Source organism: Rhizobium sp. BK060 (genome assembly GCF_014193145.1).
GTDB lineage: Bacteria > Pseudomonadota > Alphaproteobacteria > Rhizobiales > Rhizobiaceae > Rhizobium.
In genome coordinates this window covers 1-17,621 of record NZ_JACHYW010000037.1, presented here as the reverse complement: position 1 = coordinate 17,621, position 17,621 = coordinate 1, and the positions used below count along the sequence as shown (strand labels likewise).

At 61.2% G+C, this 17,621-nt stretch carries 18 protein-coding genes, 1 tRNA gene and 1 pseudogene; 14 read left to right on the top strand and 6 right to left on the bottom strand.

The genetic code is table 11. From position 1 onward, the window contains the following. The first annotated feature begins 1 nt into the window (after nt 1). Nucleotides 2–1,291: a GNAT family N-acetyltransferase gene (locus FHT71_RS28170; RefSeq protein WP_132594020.1), complete on the top strand. Its 1,290-nt coding sequence runs from the start codon at nt 2–4 to the stop codon at nt 1,289–1,291. Nucleotides 1,292–1,306: 15 nt separating this feature from the next. Here the strand turns inward: FHT71_RS28170 and FHT71_RS28165 are convergent, their stop codons facing one another. Beyond that, nucleotides 1,307–2,935 carry an AMP-binding protein gene (locus FHT71_RS28165; RefSeq protein ID WP_132594018.1) on the bottom strand — a complete coding sequence of 543 codons (1,629 nt, stop codon included), beginning with the start codon at nt 2,933–2,935 and terminating at the stop codon, nt 1,307–1,309. 183 nt (nt 2,936–3,118) lie between these two features. On the opposite strand from FHT71_RS28165, the gene FHT71_RS28160 reads away from it, so the two are divergent. Together FHT71_RS28160 and FHT71_RS28155 are read left to right on the top strand one after the other, a co-directional pair. Continuing rightward, nucleotides 3,119–4,099, top strand: coding sequence for an aldo/keto reductase (locus FHT71_RS28160; protein WP_183722951.1), 981 nt, complete (start codon nt 3,119–3,121; stop codon nt 4,097–4,099). A gap of 72 nt (nt 4,100–4,171) precedes the next feature. Next, complete coding sequence (locus FHT71_RS28155) at nt 4,172–4,966, top strand: class I SAM-dependent methyltransferase (RefSeq protein ID WP_132594016.1); 795 nt, start codon at nt 4,172–4,174, stop codon at nt 4,964–4,966. Here FHT71_RS28155 and FHT71_RS28150 read toward each other — a convergent pair. Further along, complete coding sequence (locus FHT71_RS28150; protein WP_007790708.1) at nt 4,963–5,547, bottom strand: TetR/AcrR family transcriptional regulator; 585 nt, start codon at nt 5,545–5,547, stop codon at nt 4,963–4,965. The genes FHT71_RS28155 and FHT71_RS28150 overlap by 4 nt on opposite strands. 124 nt (nt 5,548–5,671) lie before the next feature. Here FHT71_RS28150 and FHT71_RS28145 point away from each other — a divergent pair, with 124 nt between their 5' ends. Together FHT71_RS28145 and FHT71_RS28140 are read left to right on the top strand one after the other, a co-directional pair. After that, nucleotides 5,672–6,970: an MFS transporter gene (locus FHT71_RS28145; RefSeq protein WP_183722949.1), complete on the top strand. Its 1,299-nt coding sequence runs from the start codon at nt 5,672–5,674 to the stop codon at nt 6,968–6,970. 120 nt (nt 6,971–7,090) lie between these two features. Continuing rightward, a tRNA-Leu gene (locus FHT71_RS28140) sits at nt 7,091–7,175 on the top strand. 68 nt (nt 7,176–7,243) lie between these two features. Here the strand turns inward: FHT71_RS28140 and FHT71_RS28135 are convergent. Beyond that, the gene (locus FHT71_RS28135; RefSeq protein WP_245505560.1) at nt 7,244–8,374 is read right to left on the bottom strand and encodes a glycosyltransferase family 39 protein; all 1,131 of its coding nucleotides are present in this window, start codon (nt 8,372–8,374) and stop codon (nt 7,244–7,246) included. A gap of 273 nt (nt 8,375–8,647) precedes the next feature. On the opposite strand from FHT71_RS28135, the gene FHT71_RS28130 reads away from it, so the two are divergent. The 3 genes from FHT71_RS28130 (at nt 8,648) to FHT71_RS28120 (ending at nt 11,652) form a co-directional block, all read left to right on the top strand. Then, nucleotides 8,648–10,399 carry a cation:proton antiporter gene (locus FHT71_RS28130; protein ID WP_007790714.1) on the top strand — a complete coding sequence of 584 codons (1,752 nt, stop codon included), beginning with the start codon at nt 8,648–8,650 and terminating at the stop codon, nt 10,397–10,399. A gap of 121 nt (nt 10,400–10,520) precedes the next feature. Then, nucleotides 10,521–11,117, top strand: coding sequence for a YqaA family protein (locus FHT71_RS28125; protein ID WP_132594014.1), 597 nt, complete (start codon nt 10,521–10,523; stop codon nt 11,115–11,117). A gap of 22 nt (nt 11,118–11,139) precedes the next feature. Further along, nucleotides 11,140–11,652 carry a disulfide bond formation protein B gene (locus FHT71_RS28120; RefSeq protein WP_132594012.1) on the top strand — a complete coding sequence of 171 codons (513 nt, stop codon included), beginning with the start codon at nt 11,140–11,142 and terminating at the stop codon, nt 11,650–11,652. A 21-nt stretch (nt 11,653–11,673) separates the two neighbouring features. On the opposite strand, the gene FHT71_RS28115 is transcribed toward FHT71_RS28120, so the two are convergent. Continuing rightward, the gene (locus FHT71_RS28115; RefSeq protein ID WP_007790722.1) at nt 11,674–12,231 is read right to left on the bottom strand and encodes an HNH endonuclease; all 558 of its coding nucleotides are present in this window, start codon (nt 12,229–12,231) and stop codon (nt 11,674–11,676) included. Nucleotides 12,232–12,342: 111 nt separating this feature from the next. Then, entirely contained in the window at nt 12,343–13,029 is a 687-nt protein-coding gene (locus FHT71_RS28110; RefSeq protein ID WP_183722947.1) for a DNA-3-methyladenine glycosylase, read from the bottom strand. Here FHT71_RS28110 and gluQRS point away from each other — a divergent pair. Further along, on the top strand, nt 13,028–13,909 hold the full coding sequence (gene gluQRS / locus FHT71_RS28105) for a tRNA glutamyl-Q(34) synthetase GluQRS (protein WP_165933190.1): 882 nt from the start codon (nt 13,028–13,030) through the stop codon (nt 13,907–13,909). The genes FHT71_RS28110 and gluQRS overlap by 2 nt on opposite strands. On the opposite strand, the gene FHT71_RS28100 is transcribed toward gluQRS, so the two are convergent. Next, entirely contained in the window at nt 13,874–14,788 is a 915-nt protein-coding gene (locus FHT71_RS28100) for a YihY/virulence factor BrkB family protein (protein ID WP_007790729.1), read from the bottom strand. The genes gluQRS and FHT71_RS28100 overlap by 36 nt on opposite strands. 77 nt (nt 14,789–14,865) lie before the next feature. Between FHT71_RS28100 and FHT71_RS28095 the strand changes: the two genes are divergently transcribed. From FHT71_RS28095 to FHT71_RS28075, 5 genes and pseudogenes are all read left to right on the top strand, one after another. Beyond that, nucleotides 14,866–15,699, top strand: coding sequence for an SDR family oxidoreductase (locus FHT71_RS28095; RefSeq protein WP_132594006.1), 834 nt, complete (start codon nt 14,866–14,868; stop codon nt 15,697–15,699). 20 nt (nt 15,700–15,719) lie between these two features. After that, nucleotides 15,720–15,923, top strand: a complete 204-nt coding sequence (locus FHT71_RS28090) for a twin transmembrane helix small protein (RefSeq protein ID WP_007790735.1) — start codon at nt 15,720–15,722, stop codon at nt 15,921–15,923. Nucleotides 15,924–15,945: 22 nt separating this feature from the next. Beyond that, complete coding sequence (locus FHT71_RS28085; protein WP_007790737.1) at nt 15,946–16,524, top strand: cob(I)yrinic acid a,c-diamide adenosyltransferase; 579 nt, start codon at nt 15,946–15,948, stop codon at nt 16,522–16,524. A gap of 43 nt (nt 16,525–16,567) precedes the next feature. Beyond that, nucleotides 16,568–17,356: a rhomboid family intramembrane serine protease gene (locus FHT71_RS28080; RefSeq protein WP_007790739.1), complete on the top strand. Its 789-nt coding sequence runs from the start codon at nt 16,568–16,570 to the stop codon at nt 17,354–17,356. A gap of 171 nt (nt 17,357–17,527) precedes the next feature. Then, nucleotides 17,528–17,621: pseudogene (locus tag FHT71_RS28075) on the top strand (electron transfer flavoprotein subunit beta/FixA family protein); the annotation flags it as partial.

The window sequence follows — 17,621 nt, the reverse complement described above, 5'->3', positions numbered from 1 at the left end:
AATGGTGCGCAATCCCCCAGCCAGCGAAACGACCGATCTCACAACGAACCGCATGGTTCACGAGCTCGCAGCTCTCGATTTCGACACGCCGCAGGCGGATGCCCGCGTGGAAGTCGGCCGCACGGGCCGCGAGCTCTGCCTCTACTCCGGCAAGCTGGGCTACGAGTTGCAGGAAGAGCTTGATTTCCTGTCCAACCGCGCGATGGAGCCGAATGTCTTCTTCACTGGGCGCTTTCTCGCGCCGGCCATGCCGAGGCTGGACGACAGACAGGTGAACTTCGCCCTGCTGCGGGACCAGAGCGACACGCGAAGCCGGATGCGCTTCCTGATGCCGTTCTCCGTGGAAAAGCCCGGCTTCGCCGTCGGCCCCTCGATCGTGCGTGTCTGGTCGAACAGCTTTGCGCCGCTCGGCACGCCACTCATCGATGCCGAGGATGCAGGCGAGACGCTGGACAATCTCTATGACGGTCTGACCCATCGCGACCTGCGCCTGCCGCCAATTCTCGTGCTGCCGGATGTCAGGCTGAACGGCATCTTTGCGCGCATGGCAAGGGCAGTCGCCATTAGCCGCAACCTGCCGATCACCATAACGAATCCCTATCAACGTGCCATACTGCAGAGCGACGAGGACGCAGCCACCTATCTGCGCGATGCGATTTCTTCATCGCATCTGAAGGAGATGCGCCGGCAATGGCGTCTGCTCGAGGAGCAGGGCACAGTGGTCTACAGCGTCGCCCGCCAGCCCCGTGACATCCATATGCGCTTCGAGGAATTCCTCGCGCTTGAAGCAGGCGGCTGGAAGGGCAAGAAGCGCACCGCCCTGGTCACCGACCGCTACCACACCGCCTTTGCCCGCGAGGCCGTTTCCAATCTCGCCGCGGTCGATGCGGTACGTATCCACACGATCGACCTCAATGGCAAGGCGATCGCCTCGATGGTGGTCTTGATGATGGGCAGCGAGGCTTATACGTGGAAGACGGCCTACGACGAAGCCTACGCGCGCTATTCGCCAGGCAAGCTGCTGATGGGCGAGTTGACGGAATGGCACCTCGACGACGCCAACATCGTGCGCTCCGACTCCTGCGCTATTCCCGATCATCCGATGATCAACCGCTTCTGGCAGGAGCGGGAGGAGATGGGCACCATGGTGATCGGGCTTCACCAGAACGGTGACCGCGACGTTCGCCAGGTGGCCGCGCAACTTCATATGTACAGCAGCACCCGCAATGTTGCGAAGATGCTGCGCCAAAAGATCATGTCGCTTGCCAGGCGCGGCAAGTCTCCTCAGTAGTCACGCCAAACGGTCTCAGCTAGCGCTGGCGCGCTCGCGAAGTATGCGGCGGATCACCTTGCCTGTCGTCGTCAATGGCAGTTCCGAGACGAATTCCACTTCGCGCGGATACTCATGCATCGAGAGCCGCATCTTCACCCACTCCCTGATATCGCAGGCCAATCGGCCACTTGGCTCGAAGCCGGGCGCCAGTACGACATAGGCCTTGACGATCTCGGTGCGCACGGGATCGGGCTTACCAACGGCGGCAGCGAGTTGCACAGCCGGATGGCCGATAAGACAATCCTCGATTTCCGCCGGTCCGATGCGATAACCTGAGGACGTGATGACATCGTCGTCCCGCCCGAAGAAGGTGACATAGCCGTCCGCATCTTGGCGCCCGATATCGCCCGTCAGCAGCCAGTCGCCGACAAACTTCCGTTCGGTCGCCGCGCCATCGTTCCAATAGCCGAGGAACATCACCGGATCCGGCCGACGGATCGCGATCTGCCCGGCTTCGCCAGCCGGCAGCACTTCGCCTGTCTCGCTGATAATCGCTACGCAATGCCCCGGCACCGACCGACCGATCGCACCGGGACGGCTGACACCGATTGCGGCATTCGACGAGAGCACGAAATTGCACTCCGTCTGGCCGTAGAACTCGTTGACGGTGATCCCGAGCGTGCGTTTGGCCCATTCCAGCGTTTCGGCGCCGAGCGACTCGCCCGCCGAGCCAATCGTACGCAGCACGAGGTCATACTTCGAGCGCGGATCGGGCACCGACTTCAGTAGCCGGAGTGCCGTCGGCGGGATGAAGCCGTTGCGCACCCTCATCTCGGCCATGATGCGATAAGCCATGTCCGCATCGAACTTCTGCGCCGGCGACGAGACGACGGGAACGCCGAGCAGCAGGCTGGGCAGGAGCGCATTCAGCAAGCCGCCAGCCCAGGCCCAGTCGGACGGCGTCCAGACCTTGTCGCCCGGCTGCGGGAAGCCCTCATGGGCAAACTGCATCCCCGGTAGATGCCCGGCAAGCACCTGGTGGCCGTGAAGGGCTCCCTTCGGCGGACCCGTCGTTCCCGACGTGAAGATCATCAATGCCGGATCATGTGGCGCCGTCTTCGCGACCTCGAAGACTAGCGGATGGCCTTCCACCAGCGCCGCGAAGGATCGTGCGCCGGGCTTATCGCCGTCAACACTGATGACCTCGGCCAAGTCAGGCAGTCGTTCCCGGATCAGGCTGATGCGCTCAAGTCCGAATGCATTGGTGATGACGGCGGAAACACCCGCCGTCCGCAGCCGGTACTCCAAGGCTTCGACGCCGAAGAGCAAAGCCAGCGGCAATGCGATCGCGCCCATCTTGTAGATCGCGACATGCGCGACGACCGTCTCGAAAGACTGCGGCAGCAGCAGCGCGACCCGATCGCCCTTCTTCAACCCCAGTGACACAAGCGCATTGGCGAGCGATGATGATCGATCTGCCAACTCCCGGTAGGTCATGGAAAGGTGACTGCCACCAGGGCTGAAATGCTCGAGGCAGACGCGATCCGGCGCCCGCGCGGCCCAGTCGTCGCTGACCGCACGGCCGATATTGAAATCCTGCGGTATGTCCCACGCAAAATCGCGGTAAAGGTCTTCGTAGCGATCGCGCTGCGGCAGTCTCATCGGCAGAAATCCAGTCAGATGCTGCAGCAGCTAACACCCAGAACCCGGCCGACGCAAGCGCGAGATCGGCCGGACATCCTTGGATCGGTCACAAAACTTTTGTGTGAGTGGCCGACACTTTCGCGCTTGCCGCGCTAGATCAAAGGACGCGCTGGGTAGCGATCTGATGTTTGGAGCAATCTCATGGACTACATCAAATTTGGCGGCACTGGGCTGGAAGTGTCGAGAATCTGCCTGGGCTGCATGACCTTCGGCGAGCCTGGCCGCGGCAACCACAGCTGGACGCTCGGTGAAGAAGACAGCCGGGCACTGATCAAGCAGGCGCTCGACCTCGGCATCAACTTTCTCGACACCGCCAACACCTATTCGGATGGCTCCTCGGAGGAGATCGTCGGCAGGGCGATAAGGGACTTCTCCAGGCGGGACGACATCGTGCTCGCGACCAAGGTTTTCAATCGCATGCGACCCGGCCCGAACGGCGCCGGCCTCTCACGGAAAGCCATCTTTGACGAGATCGACAAAAGCTTGCGTCGCCTCGGCACCGACTATGTCGACCTCTATCAGATCCATCGTTTCGATCACACGACGCCGATCGAGGAAACGCTGGAAGCCCTGCATGATGTCGTGAAGGCAGGCAAGGCACGCTATATCGGCGCCTCCTCCATGTATGCCTGGCAATTTGCCAAGATGCTTTACACGTCGCGCGCCAACGGCTGGGCGTCCTTCGTCAGCATGCAGGACCACCTGAACCTGCTCTACCGCGAGGAGGAACGCGAAATGCTGCCCTTCTGCCAGGATCAGAAGATCGCGGTGATCCCGTGGAGCCCGCTCGCCCGCGGCCGGCTGACGCGCGACTGGGATGAGAAGACGGTCCGCAGCGAGACCGACGAATTCGGCAAGACACTCTACAAGCAGGCGGAAGAGGCCGATCGCGCCATCATCGGCATCGTCGGCAAGCTGGCCGAGAAACATGGCGTCTCCCGCGCCCGGATCGCTACCGCCTGGATCCTGCAGAAAGGTGCTGTTACGGCGCCGATCATCGGCGCGTCGAAAGCCAATCATCTGGCCGACGCGGTTGCCGCCTTGTCCGTCAAGCTGACGACCGAGGACATTGCGGCGCTGGAAGAACCGTACGTTCCTCACAGGGTCGAAGGCTTCAAATAACGAGATCGTTTGGAGAATGCCCGGTCGCTTATATTGAGCCGGCGACCGGCCGTTCCGCTCAAGGATATTGCCATGACGACCATTCCCTTCGAGGCGCGCCGCTTTCAGTCCACGGCCGCCTACTATACGCGCTATCGCGTTCCTTATCCGGATGAACTCATCGATCGGGTCGCGGCCCGTGCCGGACTCGCAGCCGGCGAGCGCGTGCTTGACCTCGGCTGCGGCCCCGCTCAACTCGGCATCGCCTTCGCGCGACTTGCCAAAGCCGCCGTGACCGGCCTCGATCCCGAACCGGAAATGCTGGATGCGGCGCGCACCGATGCAACCGCCGCCGGTGTCGATGTCACCTTCGTCAAGGGCTCTTCCTACGATCTTGATTCGCGCTTCGCGCCTCTCAAGATGACGGTCATGGGACGCTCCTTTCATTGGATGGACCGCCCGGCGACGCTAAAGGCTCTCGACGCGATCACCCTTGCCGACGGCTGTGTCGTCTTGTTCGGCGGCCGTCACATCTCCTCAACGCCGGACTGGCGGCAGTCCGTAAATAAACTGGCGAAAACCTTCGCGCCGGAGCGCAATGCCGATCGCGAACGGCGAAAGGGACCGGATTGGATCGAGCATGAGAGCATCCTGCTCCGTTCCACCTTTAACGATCTGGAACGAATCTCCGTTGTCAGGGAACGCAGGCTCAGCCTCGACGATGTCGTCGGCCGGGCCTTCTCGACCTCGGTGACGTCGCCACAGGCGCTCGGCGAAAGGACTGCAGCCTTCGAGACCGAACTTCGCGCCACCCTTCTCAAACTTTCGCCCGAGGGCACGTTCGCGGAGGTGGTGGAAATCGGCGGTCTGATCGCGCGCCGAGGCTAACCGTCGGTCCTGCTTGCTAGGGAAAGTGCGTCGCGCGTCGTATAAAGAAAACTATCGGAGAGTTCGCGGCTCTCGACGGCGCGCGCCAGAATTACCGCCCCCATCATCGCGGAAAGCGTTGTAAACCCCCTCTCGCGTCGCTCCTCCGAGGTCTCGCCGGGAACGATCTCGGACAGAACGTCGACGAGCATTGAAAGCCCATCGTTAAAGGTTTCGCGCACCGCCCCGCGGCTGCGGCTAACCTCCTGGGCAAGCGAGGCGAAGACGCAGCTGCCGCCCGGATCGTCGACGCTGCAACGCGACAAATAGTGATTGAGCAGCGCATCGAGCGGCCGCCCCGGCGCCGAAGCGATGATCTCATTCCAGCGGATCTTCACCTTCTCGATCAGCGCGCGGCTGACTTCCAGCGCCAGCTCTTCCTTGGATTCGAAATGACCGTAGAATCCGCCATGCGTCATTCCGGCGGCCTTCATGATGTCGGCAACGCCGATGCCGTCGAAGCCCTTTTCGCGAAACAGCACGCCTGCGACCTGCAGGATCTTCTCGCGATTTTCGGCAAATTTCTCTCGGCTGACCCGCATTCGCTTCTCCGCAATTGGCAGCTTGACAATTTATATGACGTCCATCATCAATACGCAACAATTATGATGACCATCATCTAAAAGCTTCCGATAGTCTCCGACAACCTCAAGACGGGACGGCCACATGGTATCGACTGCACTTGCCTCATCGCTGGCGCGACGCAACATCCACTATGGATGGGTGGTTGTCGCGGCAACCTTCCTCACCATGCTGGTGACCGCCGGCGCGATGGGCGCCCCCGGCGTCCTCATCAAGCCGCTTCAGGACGAGTTCGGCTGGGAGACCTCGCAGATATCCTCCGCACTCGCCGTCCGCCTGATCCTGTTCGGGCTCATGGGACCGTTCTCCGCCGCCTTCATGAACTACTTCGGCGTCCGTAAGGTCATCGTCTTCGCCATGGCCCTGATCGGCGGTGGCTTCGTCGGCTCGCTCTTCATGACTGAGCTCTGGCAGCTGCTTCTGCTCTGGGGCGTCGTCGTTGGCTTCGGCACGGGACTGACCGCAATGGTGCTCGCAGCAACCGTATCTGCCCGCTGGTTCACCAAGCATCGCGGCCTCGTGGTCGGCATGCTGTCGGCAAGCTCGGCGACCGGGCAGCTGGTCTTCCTGCCGCTGATGGCCGAGCTGACGGAGCGCTACGGCTGGCGCGCAACGGTCTTTCTGGTCTGCGGCATGATCATGTTCGCCGCCCTCATCGTGCTGGCCTTCATGCGCGACCGCCCCTCCGACCTCAACCTGCCCGCCTTCGGTGAAGAACACGTCACCCAGCCGCCGCCGACGCAGTCCGGCCTGCTGGCGATGCTGGCAACTCCGATCACGGTTCTCAAGGAAATCTCCGGCACGTCGACCTTCTGGATTCTGTTTGCCACCTTCTTCATCTGCGGCCTCAGCACCAACGGCCTGATCCAGACGCATTTCGTCACGCTCTGCGGTGACTTCGGCATCGTGCCGGTCGCTGCCGCGAGCGTCCTCGCCGTCATGGGCATCTTCGATTTCTTCGGCACCATCGGCTCCGGCTGGCTCTCCGACCGCTTCGACAATCGCTGGCTGCTCTTCTGGTACTACGGTCTGCGGGGCCTCTCGCTGCTCTTCCTGCCCTTCAGCGATTTCAGCTTCTACGGCCTGTCGATTTTTGCTGTCTTTTACGGCCTCGACTGGATCGCCACCGTCCCACCCACGGTCAAGATCGCCGCCGACCGCTTCGGCCGCGAAAAGGCTGGACTCGTCTTTGGCTGGGTCTTCGCCGGACATCAGCTGGGAGCGGCAACCGCCGCCTACGGCGCCGGCTGGTCGCGCACCGAACTGCAGAGCTATCTGCCCGCCTTCTTCATCGCCGGCGCCTTCTGCCTGCTCGCCTCGATCCTTGCGATCACGTTGAAGAAGTCCGGTCTCCACCAGCCCGCCGCCGCTGGCGCGCATTGATGCTGTTTCCGGCCGCAGGTGGCAGGCCGGGAACTCCAATAAATCAAGCCGAGAACTTCGCCCGCCGTCTTGCGCGCGCGGGCGAACGCATGCTAGACAGCCGCCTCGTCGGTATCCGTTGCCCCATTGGCGGAATTGGTAGACGCGCTCGACTCAAAATCGAGTTTCGAAAGAAGTGCTGGTTCGACCCCGGCATGGGGCACCACCGACAATCCACGAAAGTGTCATCGTGCGATCCGCTCCCGTGCTTTTCGGCCGCAGGCGTGGCAGGCTTCAGTGGAAACTCTCAGCGAAAACGACGCCGAGGGAGATAAAAATCACAGCCCCCACAAGCGCCACAAGCTTCCGGGTTGCACCAGGAACCTGAATGCCTGCCGCATCGACCTTAAATGCCAGATAGAGCGGGAAAGCCACGAAGAAGATTGTGATCCACTTCGGACGCATCATCGTCGCGTCGACGGCAAGCATGATCACGAAGACCAGAAACATGCAGATGAGAAGCATACGGCCGATCACCCGCGTCCATTCGCTGCTCGCGGTTAAGATCGTGCGGATATGACCACGATAGACGACGGCAAGGATAGCCAGCGTCAACGCAGAGCATTTGACAATCGATGCCAGCAGCTGCCACGCGGCCACCAGTTGGACGGGAGCCTCGTGGGTTGCTACTCCCCGCATCTTCGTCAGCGTGTCGCCGGTTGCCGTATCGAGATGGGTCATAACCCAGTAGACATGCGGCCCGGCGACGGCGAGACCAATCGCGATGGTCACCGCCAGGCGCCAGTTGAGGACCAATCGCCGCATACCGGGTTCAAGTAGGAGCGCGACGACGGTCGCGACGGGGATGATCGCAAAGTTGTACTTCGCAAGCAATCCAACACCGGCAGCCGCGCCGAGAAGCGCATAGTTGCCGGTTGACGGCCGTTCCGCCATTAGCGCCAGCACGTACAGGAAGAATGCAACGGCAGCGAAGGCGCCAACGCTATGAGTCAAATCCCGCTGCGAGAGCAGAAAGATCGCGGGCAGGCTGAGCAGGCCGAGGACGGAGATCCAAGCAGTGTCGCGCGCCCCCACCACTTTGCGGGCCGCCAAGCCGAGAAAGATGCAGCTCACCAGCAGCGTGGCATTTTTCAAGAAGGCGAGTGTGTCGACCGACACGCCGAAGACCTTGCCAAAACAGTAAAACAGCCAGTTGTAGAGCGGCGGCTGATCGCCGTATCCCAGTTGCAAGGCATGCGCGAGCCTGATCTGTTCTGCCTCGTCGGACCCGAGATCGCCACCGCGAAGGAGCCTAAGGGCAAAGCTTGCCGTGAAGTACGTCGCCAATAGTAGGACAGGCAAAAGCGCGTCCAGCCGCGCAGCGCGTGGCGCGGAAACGTATGAACCATCAGCAGTATCAGTCAATTCGGCCCCACGATCGGCTTGATCGGATCTTCACTGACAGGAACATGCAATTCTTCTGATGCACTGTATAGCGGTTCACCCGCCATTTAAGGCACTTGCCAGCGCCGTTCCGACAAAGTGTGTTGCCTCACTGCAACGCCTGCGCCACCAGCGCTCGCAGCATTGCTGCCTCAATTGCGCTCTACCCAGCAATTGGTCGGACGTGGCAAATCAACTGTTTAATTTCTCGGGCGTTTCGGCCAAACTGCGCCCGCCAAGAGGGAAAGTGCACGCGTGCATCAGGAAGTATCGCTTATTGCCACAGTTGCTGTGAGTTTCGTCTGTGCGGCGATACTCGGCTATATCGCCGATCGAGTGCGTCTGCCGCCGCTTGTCGGATACTTGTTGGCCGGTATCGCCATGGGGCCGATGACGCCCGGCTTCGTCGCCGACGCCGGGCTTGCCAGTCAATTGGCAGAAATGGGCGTCATCCTGCTGATGTTCGGCGTTGGCCTACATTTTTCCACCGCCGATCTCCTCGCGGTACGCGGCATCGCCGTGCCGGGCGCAATCGCGCGCATCGTTATCGTTACGCTGCTCGGTGTCGCCCTCGTCAAATGGTGGGGTTGGGGCCTGGGCGCGGGGATCGTCTTCGGCCTCAGCCTGTCGGTAGCAAGCACGGTTGTGCTGCTGAAGGCCTTGGAGGAGCGCAATCTGCTCAATTCGGCCAGCGGCCGCGTTGCCGTTGGTTGGCTGATCGTCGAAGACCTTGCCACGGTTCTGGCATTGGTGCTTCTGCCCGCCGTCGCCGAATTGCTCGGTGGCCATGCCGACAGCGGCAGCCTTGCACAAAGTGCGGGGTTGCCTCTTCCGCTGACGATTGCGCTGACACTGTTGAAAGTCGGCGCTTTTGCGGTCATGGCGATCTTTCTCGGCCCGAAGATCGTCCCTTGGCTCCTGACGCTCGTCGCCAGAACCGGTTCACGCGAACTCTTCACGCTGACGGTCCTCGCCATAGCGCTGGGCATCGCATTCGGCTCCGCGCAAATCTTCGGCGTCTCATTCGCGCTCGGTGCTTTTTTCGCCGGCGTGGTCATGAGCGAATCCAACCTCAGCCATCGCGCCGCTGCCGATTCGCTGCCGCTTCAGAACGCCTTCTCGGTGCTGTTCTTCGTATCGGTCGGCATGCTGTTTGATCCTTCGATCCTGGTGCGCCAGCCGATGGCCGTAATCAGCGCCCTGGCGCTGATCATCATCGGCAAGACCGTCATCTCCTTCCTCATCGTGGTCATGCTTCGCTATCCGATCGGAATGGCGTTGACCGTATCAGGCGGACTGGCGCAGATCGGTGAATTCTCGTTTATTCTTGCTAGCCTCGGCGTTTCTCTCGGATTGCTGCCGAATGACGGGCAGGACATCATCCTCGCGTCCGCCATCATTTCGATCACGCTCAATCCGCTCGTATGCGTGGGCGCCGAAGCGCTGCACACCCAAATCCACGCCAGATGGCCGGCGCTCAGCAATCACTTCGGCCGCCGTCGGCATGAGGCACTCGGCCGCGAACTTGAAAAGATCCGAGCGATCAACGAAGCCCGCGAGCACAAGCATCAGCTCGAGATGCAGGAGCTTATCGAAACCTTTCCACTCTTTGCCAAAGTAGACGAGGATTCGCAGGAGGAATTACTGCTCCTCTTTCGGCCGAAATCGGCCTTGCCAGGCGAGCGCGTGATGCGCAAGGGCGACCGAGGCGATGGTATGTACTTCCTGTCGTCGGGCGCGGTGGAAGTTCAACTGCCGGGTGAGCCGATCCGACTGGACCCTGGCGCGTTCTTTGGCGAGATGGCGCTGCTCAGCGGCGGTCGCCGCACCGCAGACGTCGTCGCCGTGGATTTCTGCCAGTTCTTTGTGCTGGAAAGGCGCGATTTCAACATGTTCACGGCAAAGCATCCCGTTTTGCGCCAGGCCGTCAGCGAAATGGCCCGCGAACGAACGGAAATGAACGTCATGCGGCAGAAGCACGATCAGCCCTCCCGCGTCGACTCGTGAGCTCCGTGCTCAGTGCGATCACGAAGATTTTTTGGCACGTCACCCTACGAACGACACAGCAAGCATTTACAGCCGCACCGACGCCCCATAAAGCTCATGCGCTCGAAGCGAAAGGATTGGAATGCTCCGCAGACTCTACGACTGGACCATGTCTCTCGCAGCTCGGAAATCGGCCGAAGTCTGGCTCGCCGTTATCGCCTTCGTCGAAAGCTCTGTCTTCCTGGTTCCTGCCGACGTTCTTTACCTGCCGATGGCGCTCGCTAAGCCGGAGCGCGCCTATCGCTACGCGCTGGTCGCGACCGCCGCCTCCGTCCTCGGCGGCATCGCCGGCTGGATGCTCGGCTACTACGCCTATGACGCGATCGCCCGCCCGGTTCTAGAATTTTACGGAAAGCTCGACGCCTTCGAGCAGCTGCGACTCTATATCCACGACGAGTGGGAAATCCTGCTGCTGCTGCTCGTGACCTCAGGCTTGGCCCATCTACCGCCGATCAAAGTCGTGACGATCCTCGCCGGCGTCATTCACATGAATCTCGGCTTCTTTATCATCTCGGCGATCGTCGCACGCGGCGCGCGCTTCTTCTTCCTCGCGTGGCTGCTGCGCCGCTACGGCGAGCCGATCCGCCACTTCATCGAAAAGCGCCTCGGGCAGGTTGCGGGCGTTGCTGCCGCCGTCGCCATTGCCCTCGGGATCGCCTATAAATTACTTGCCCACTGAGCCATTTGCGCGGAGTCCGTTCATGCCTGCCTCGTATTCCCTTGCTCGCCCGGTCGTCGGCTACTCGATGGTGCTCGCACTCGGCATGGCGGTGGTTGTCGGCACCGCGCTCGGCTTTCAGTATCTTGGCGGCTACATTCCCTGTGCCCTTTGCCTGCTGCAGCGGCAGCCCTATTACTACGGCATTCCGATCGCGATCCTTGGCGCGATTGCTTCCGCAGTCGGTCTTCCCAGCTGGATCGGCCGCGCATTTCTGCTCGCCGCCGGCATCCTGATGATCGTCGGCGCCGGCATGGGCGTCTATCACGCCGGTGTCGAGTGGCAGTTCTGGCAAGGGCCGGCAACCTGCTCCACGACGGCGGGCAGCATGACACAGAACGCCGGCGACCTGTTGGGTGAATTGAACAGCATCAAGGGTCCGTCGTGCACCGACGCCGCGCTACGCGTCCTTGGCCTGTCCTTCGCAGGCTGGAACGTGATTGCGAGCCTCATCCTGGCGGCCTTCGCCTTTATTGGCGTCCGAAAGACGGCCTGAGCCTGACGGATGGGAGACTGATCAGGGCTGCAGTTCGCTGTCCCAGTAGAGATAGTCGAGCCAGCTGTCATGCAGGTAGTTTGGCGGGAAGAGCCGGCCGTTGTTGTGCAGATCCTGTACCGTCGGCTGGTAAGGCTTCTGATTCGGGAACATGCCAGCCTGTTTCGGCAGCTTGCTGCCTTTTCTGAGATTGCAGGGGGAGCAGGCCGCAACGACATTTTGCCACGTCGTCTCCCCGCCATGGGCACGCGGGATGACATGGTCGAAGGTCAGGTCGTCATGCTCGCCGCAATACTGGCATTCGAACTTGTCGCGCAGGAACACGTTGAAGCGGGTAAAGGCCGGATTGCGGGAAGGCTGGACATAGGTCTTGAGGCAGACGACGCTTGGAAGCCGCATCGAAAAGCTCGGCGACGATACCGAATGTTCGTATTCTGCAATGATATTCACACGGTCGAGAAATACCGCCTTGATCGCGTCCTGCCAGGACCAAAGCGACAAGGGGTAATAACTCAGGGGCCTGTAGTCAGCGTTCAGGACGAGCGCCGGCAGGGCCTGTGGGGAAACTGCAATCGTCAAGGGACTCTCCTGATCGATTCGGCATCTGCCCTCTTATATTAGGCCGGTTGTGACGGCATTGTGAAGTCTAATAAATTCAAGCATCAATGCCGCGATGCAAAGCGCTGTCGCTCAGTCGATCGGCAACATGCCACGGCCGAGCTTGATGGCATAATAGGCCCAGAAAAGCCTTGCTGCGACCGACCGCCATGGCGACCACGCACGGGCCAACGACGCCAGCTCGCGGGCAGGCGGGCGAGCGCCGAGACCGAATGCCGCAGCCACCGCGTTCTGCAGGGCAACGTCGCCGGAGGGAAAGACGTCCGCGTGGCCGCCGCAGAACATCAAGTAAACCTCGGCGGTCCAGGGACCGATTCCCCTGAGAGCCGTAAGCTCAACCAGCGCTTCGTCAGGAGGCAAGGCGGAGAGCGCGAGGAGATCGAGGCGCCCGGAGGCGACCGCGTCGGCAACGCGCGATAGCGTTTCCGCCTTGGCGCGCGAGAGGCCGAACTCGCGCCACGCGTCGGGATGGAGAAGCACGTAGTTGTCCGTCGTCAGCACGCCTTCGACCGGTCGCATCCGTCTCCAGATCGCTTCGGCGCTGGCTCGCGACACCATTTGCGAGACGATGACGTGCGCGAGACCCTCGAAACCCGGTTCGCGCAACCGCAAAGGGAGGGGCCCGGCCTCGGCCGCAACGGCTGCAAGCCGCGGATCAAGACGAAGCAGGTTCTCCAGCCCCTCCCTCACATCATCATCGCTGCGAATGATCAACACGCTTCCTCGCGATCCTATCGAATCCATGGCAGAAGAAAGCATGACCGCGAATCCTCGTCAAAAGCCTGTTTTTCGTTTTGCGCCGAGCCCAAATGGCCCGCTTCATCTTGGTCACGCACTCTCTGCCTTTCTGAACCGAGACATGGCGATATCGGCCGGAGGACGCTTCCTGTTACGCATAGAAGACATCGATCTGACGCGCTGTACACCCGAATTGGAGGCGGGCATCTATGCCGACCTCGAATGGCTCGGCATAGACTGGGAACGACCGGTGCGGCGGCAGTCGGAGCATTTCGCAGAATATCAATCAGCCCTTGAACGGTTGATCGACCTCGGCCTCGCCTACCCCGCATTCATGACCCGGGGCGAGACCAGGACGTTGGTCGCAGCCGCCGAAGCAGATGGTAAGCTCTGGCCGCGAGACCCAGACGGCTCGCCGCTCTATCCGCCTGACGATCGCGAGCGGTCCGATGTCGACCGGCGGCAACTGCTCGCATCGGGCCTCAAGCACGCCTGGCGGCTCGACATGGGCAAGACTTTGGAGGCATTGGGCGAGGCCCTTTCCTGGGAGGAAACCGGAGACGCCGACCGTGGCCTGATCGCCGCAAATCCCGGCGCCTGGGGAGATGTCATCCTGTCGCGGTCGGATGCGCCGTCGAGCTATCATCTCTCGGTCGTCCTTGACGACGCCCTGCAGGACGTTACCCATGTGGTTCGCGGGCTCGATCTCTTTCATTCGACTTCGGTGCATCGACTGCTGCAGACCCTGCTCGGCTTGCCGGCGCCGGTCTATCACCACCATCGCCTGATCACCGATGAGGGCGGCCGCAAGCTTTCCAAGAGCGAAAGCGACACAGGGCTCGCCGAACTCCGCGGGCGCGGTCTTTCACCGACCGACATCCGCCGCCTTGTGGGGCTTTGACGTCTTATTCTGCCTCCCGCCGAGGAAGTTGTTCTTGAAGATCGCACGCACGCGAAACTTCAGGAGGGCGGCATTGAGCTCGGCGCCGATAATGAAGATGACACCGACCATATAAAGAAAGATCAGAACGATCATCACCGATGCCAGACCCGCATAGGTCGCGGTGTAGTTGGCGAACGTCGCCAGGTAATAGGCGAAAATCAGGGCTCCCGCCAACCAAAGCAACAGCGTCACCAGCACGCCCGGCACGACATCGAACACACGGCGTCGCCCGGCCGGCAGCCACAGGTGAACGACGAAGAGGCCGACGGTCAGCATGAACAGCGTTCCGTAGACGCGCCAGCTGAAGACGACTTCGAGCGTATCGGCAAAGAGAGGGAACCACTGGCGCGCATAATCGAGGGCAAGCGGCACGGCCACAAGCAGGATGCTGACAGCCGCAAAGATGATTACGGCGATGATGACATAGCCAAGACTTGCAAGGCGGGTGATGTACCATGGCCGCGTTTCCTGAACACGGTAGGCGCGGTTGAGCGATATCCGCAGCGCCTCGACCCCGTTCGAGGCGAAGTAAGCCGCCGCCAAGACGGACACAGTCAGCAGGCCGCCGCGCGGCACGGTTAGGACCTGGATTACCTGGTCGACCAACGGCTTGGCGATCGCCTCCGGCCAGGTATCGAAGATCAGATGTATCGCCCGGTCTGAGAATTGGTCAGCGCCCAGAAAGGTCGCGAGCGTCGTGCCGAAAATGAGAAACGGAAAGACAGCCAGAAGCGTAGACAATGCGACATGGCTCGCCATCGCGAAGCCGTCGTCTTCAATAAGGTGGCAGATAGCATCGTAGACCACATCATAGAAGATGCGCATTATCTTCGGCATTCGGTGTCCCGGCTTTGGTCGTTGTGTCGCCCGTTCGAATATGGGAAACCACTCCCATTTTGTACAGGAATCATTCCATGTCGGACCAGCGCACCATCATCGTGACCGGATGCTCTTCCGGGATCGGCGCATACTGCGCCCGGGCGCTGAAGGCCGATGGCTGGCGGGTCTTTGCCACGGTGCGCAAATGCGATGATCTGGCGCCGCTGGAAGCCCACGGCATCGAGGCCTTCCGCATGGACTATACGCGCATCGACACGATTTCGGATTTCGTGCGCGATGTGACGGCGCTGACCGGCGGACGCATCGACGCGCTGTTCAACAACGGTGCCTACGGACAGCCCGGCGCCGTCGAGGACCTTCCGACGGACGCCCTGCGCGCTCAATTCGAAACGAACGTCTTCGGCTGGCATGAGTTGACGCGTCAGATCGTGCCGCTGATGCGCAAGCGCGGCCAGGGCCGGATCGTTCAGTGCTCGTCGATCCTCGGCGTCGTGCCGTATCGTTTCCGCGGCGCCTATACCGCCTCCAAATTCGCTCTCGAAGGTCTGAGCATCAGCCTTCGCATGGAGTTGCAAGGCAGTGGCATTCACGTAAGCCTGATCGAGCCGGGCCCGATCGCCTCCCGTTTCACGGCAAACGCGCTCGCAAAGATCAATGAGCACATCGACGTGAAAAACTCGGTGCATGCGGCAGATTACCGCCGTCAGCTTGCACGGCTTGACGGATCGGGCCCTCCCAATCGACATAAGCTCGGTCCGGACGCAGTCTATGCCGTGCTGAAGCACGCATTGAACTCGAACAATCCGAAACCACATTACCCCGTAACCACGCCGGCCAAGCAGGGTATGGTGCTGAAGAGGCTGCTGCCTGCAGACCTGTTCTACCGCCTGATGCGCTGGGTGGACTAATCAGGAAAGCCAAAGCCAGCATGTCCACGGTCACCTACATTCTCGCGATCATCGTCATGGGCATCGTCGCCCTGGTGCTGATTCGCGGCCTTTTCAACATGATGAAGGGCGGCAATCCGAACCTCTCCAACAAGCTGATGCAGTTGCGCGTGCTACTGCAGGCGATCGCCGTGCTCCTGATCATGCTGACGCTCTGGCTGACCGGTGGCGGCCGCCCTAGCTAAGTCAGGAAAGGGAGGGGTAGGCATGGTCAGACTCAACAAGATCTACACGAAGACCGGCGACGACGGCACCACCGCACTCGTTTCCGGGCCGCGCCGTCTGAAATACGATCTGCGCGTCGAGGCCTACGGCACCATCGACGAGGCCAACTCCGCCATCGGCGTGGCGCGGCTCCACATGCAGGGCATGCCCGTCCTGGAGAGGATGCTGACGCTGATCCAGAACGACCTCTTCGACCTTGGCGCCGACCTTGCGACGCCAGATGATGGCAAGCCGCCCGCACACGAGCCGCTGCGCATTGTCGATAGCCAGGTCGCGCGCATCGAGAGCGACATCGACGAATTGAACGCCGACCTGCAGCCCTTGAAATCCTTCGTGTTGCCGGGCGGGCACTCGGCTGCCGCTCATCTTCATCTCGCCCGCACGATCGCACGTCGCGCGGAGCGGCTGATGGTCGAACTTGCCCGCACGGATGGCGAGGTCGTCAGCGACGCCGCATTGAAATATGTCAATCGGGTTTCGGACTTCCTCTTCGTCGCCGCCCGTCACGCCAATGACCGTGGCAATGCGGATGTGCTTTGGGTTCCGGGAAAAAACAGGTAACCTCGCCCTCGACCACATGACGCGAACGCCGGGGGCAGGCTTCATGTTCATACCGTTGCACGATGCCAATACGCTGAAGCATATCAAGGTCCAATGGGTCACCATGGGGCTGATTGCGGTGGACCTCGTGGTTTGGCTATTCACTGGGGTTGTCGCCAGCCAATCCGTGTCGCAGGCGACGATTGTGGGCCTGGGTTACATTCCCGCGGTTGCCTTTCACCACGCAAGGTTGGAGCCGGCGCTGGCCTTCATCCCGGAACCGCTGACCTACATCACCTACTCCTTCGTGCATTCGGGTTTCTGGCACCTGGCTCCCAACATGCTCTTCCTTTGGGTCTTCGGCGACAATGTCGAAGACGCGATGGGTCACCTACGCTTTCTTGTCTTCTATCTGCTCTGCGCGGCGGCCGGCGCTCTCGTTCATGGCCTCGTGGGGACGACATCGGAAGCACCGCTTGTGGGCGCCTCCGGTGCGATCTCGGGCGTAGTTACGGCCTACGTCGTCTTGCATCCTCGCGTAAAGGTCTGGGTACTCGTGCTGATGCGCGTGCCATTGCCGTTGCCCGCCTTCGTCCCGCTCCTTCTCTGGATCGGCCAGCAATTCGTGATGCTGGTCTTGGAACCCGATGGCAGCATCTCCTGGGGTGCCCATGTGGGCGGCATCCTCGCCGGCGGCCTGTTGGTCCTTCTCATGCGCCGCCGCGGCGTCCCTCTGTTCGATCGGGAAGTCGTTACACCGCGGGCCGTCAGAGACCGGCGAACAGCTAACCCGGCAATGGCCGTGGCGCCCGGCCAGCAGTTACGCCCGCGCCTTCCCTGGAACAGGGAATAACCGCAATATTGACGTGAACGTAAACGTCATATATTGACGAGCTCAATTTGCCTGTCTGCGTCGTGGAAGCGTTGTGTTTGGAGGAAAAACGCGTATCCATGTCGCCATTCGACAATCGGAGCAGCGCCGAAACGCGCATTTTCTTGGCGAAAGAGTTGAAGGAAGGACCCCATGAAAATTCTCGTCCCCGTAAAGCGGGTGGTTGATTACAACGTGAAGATCCGCGTGAAGGGCGATGGCACAGGCGTCGAGCTTGCGAATGTGA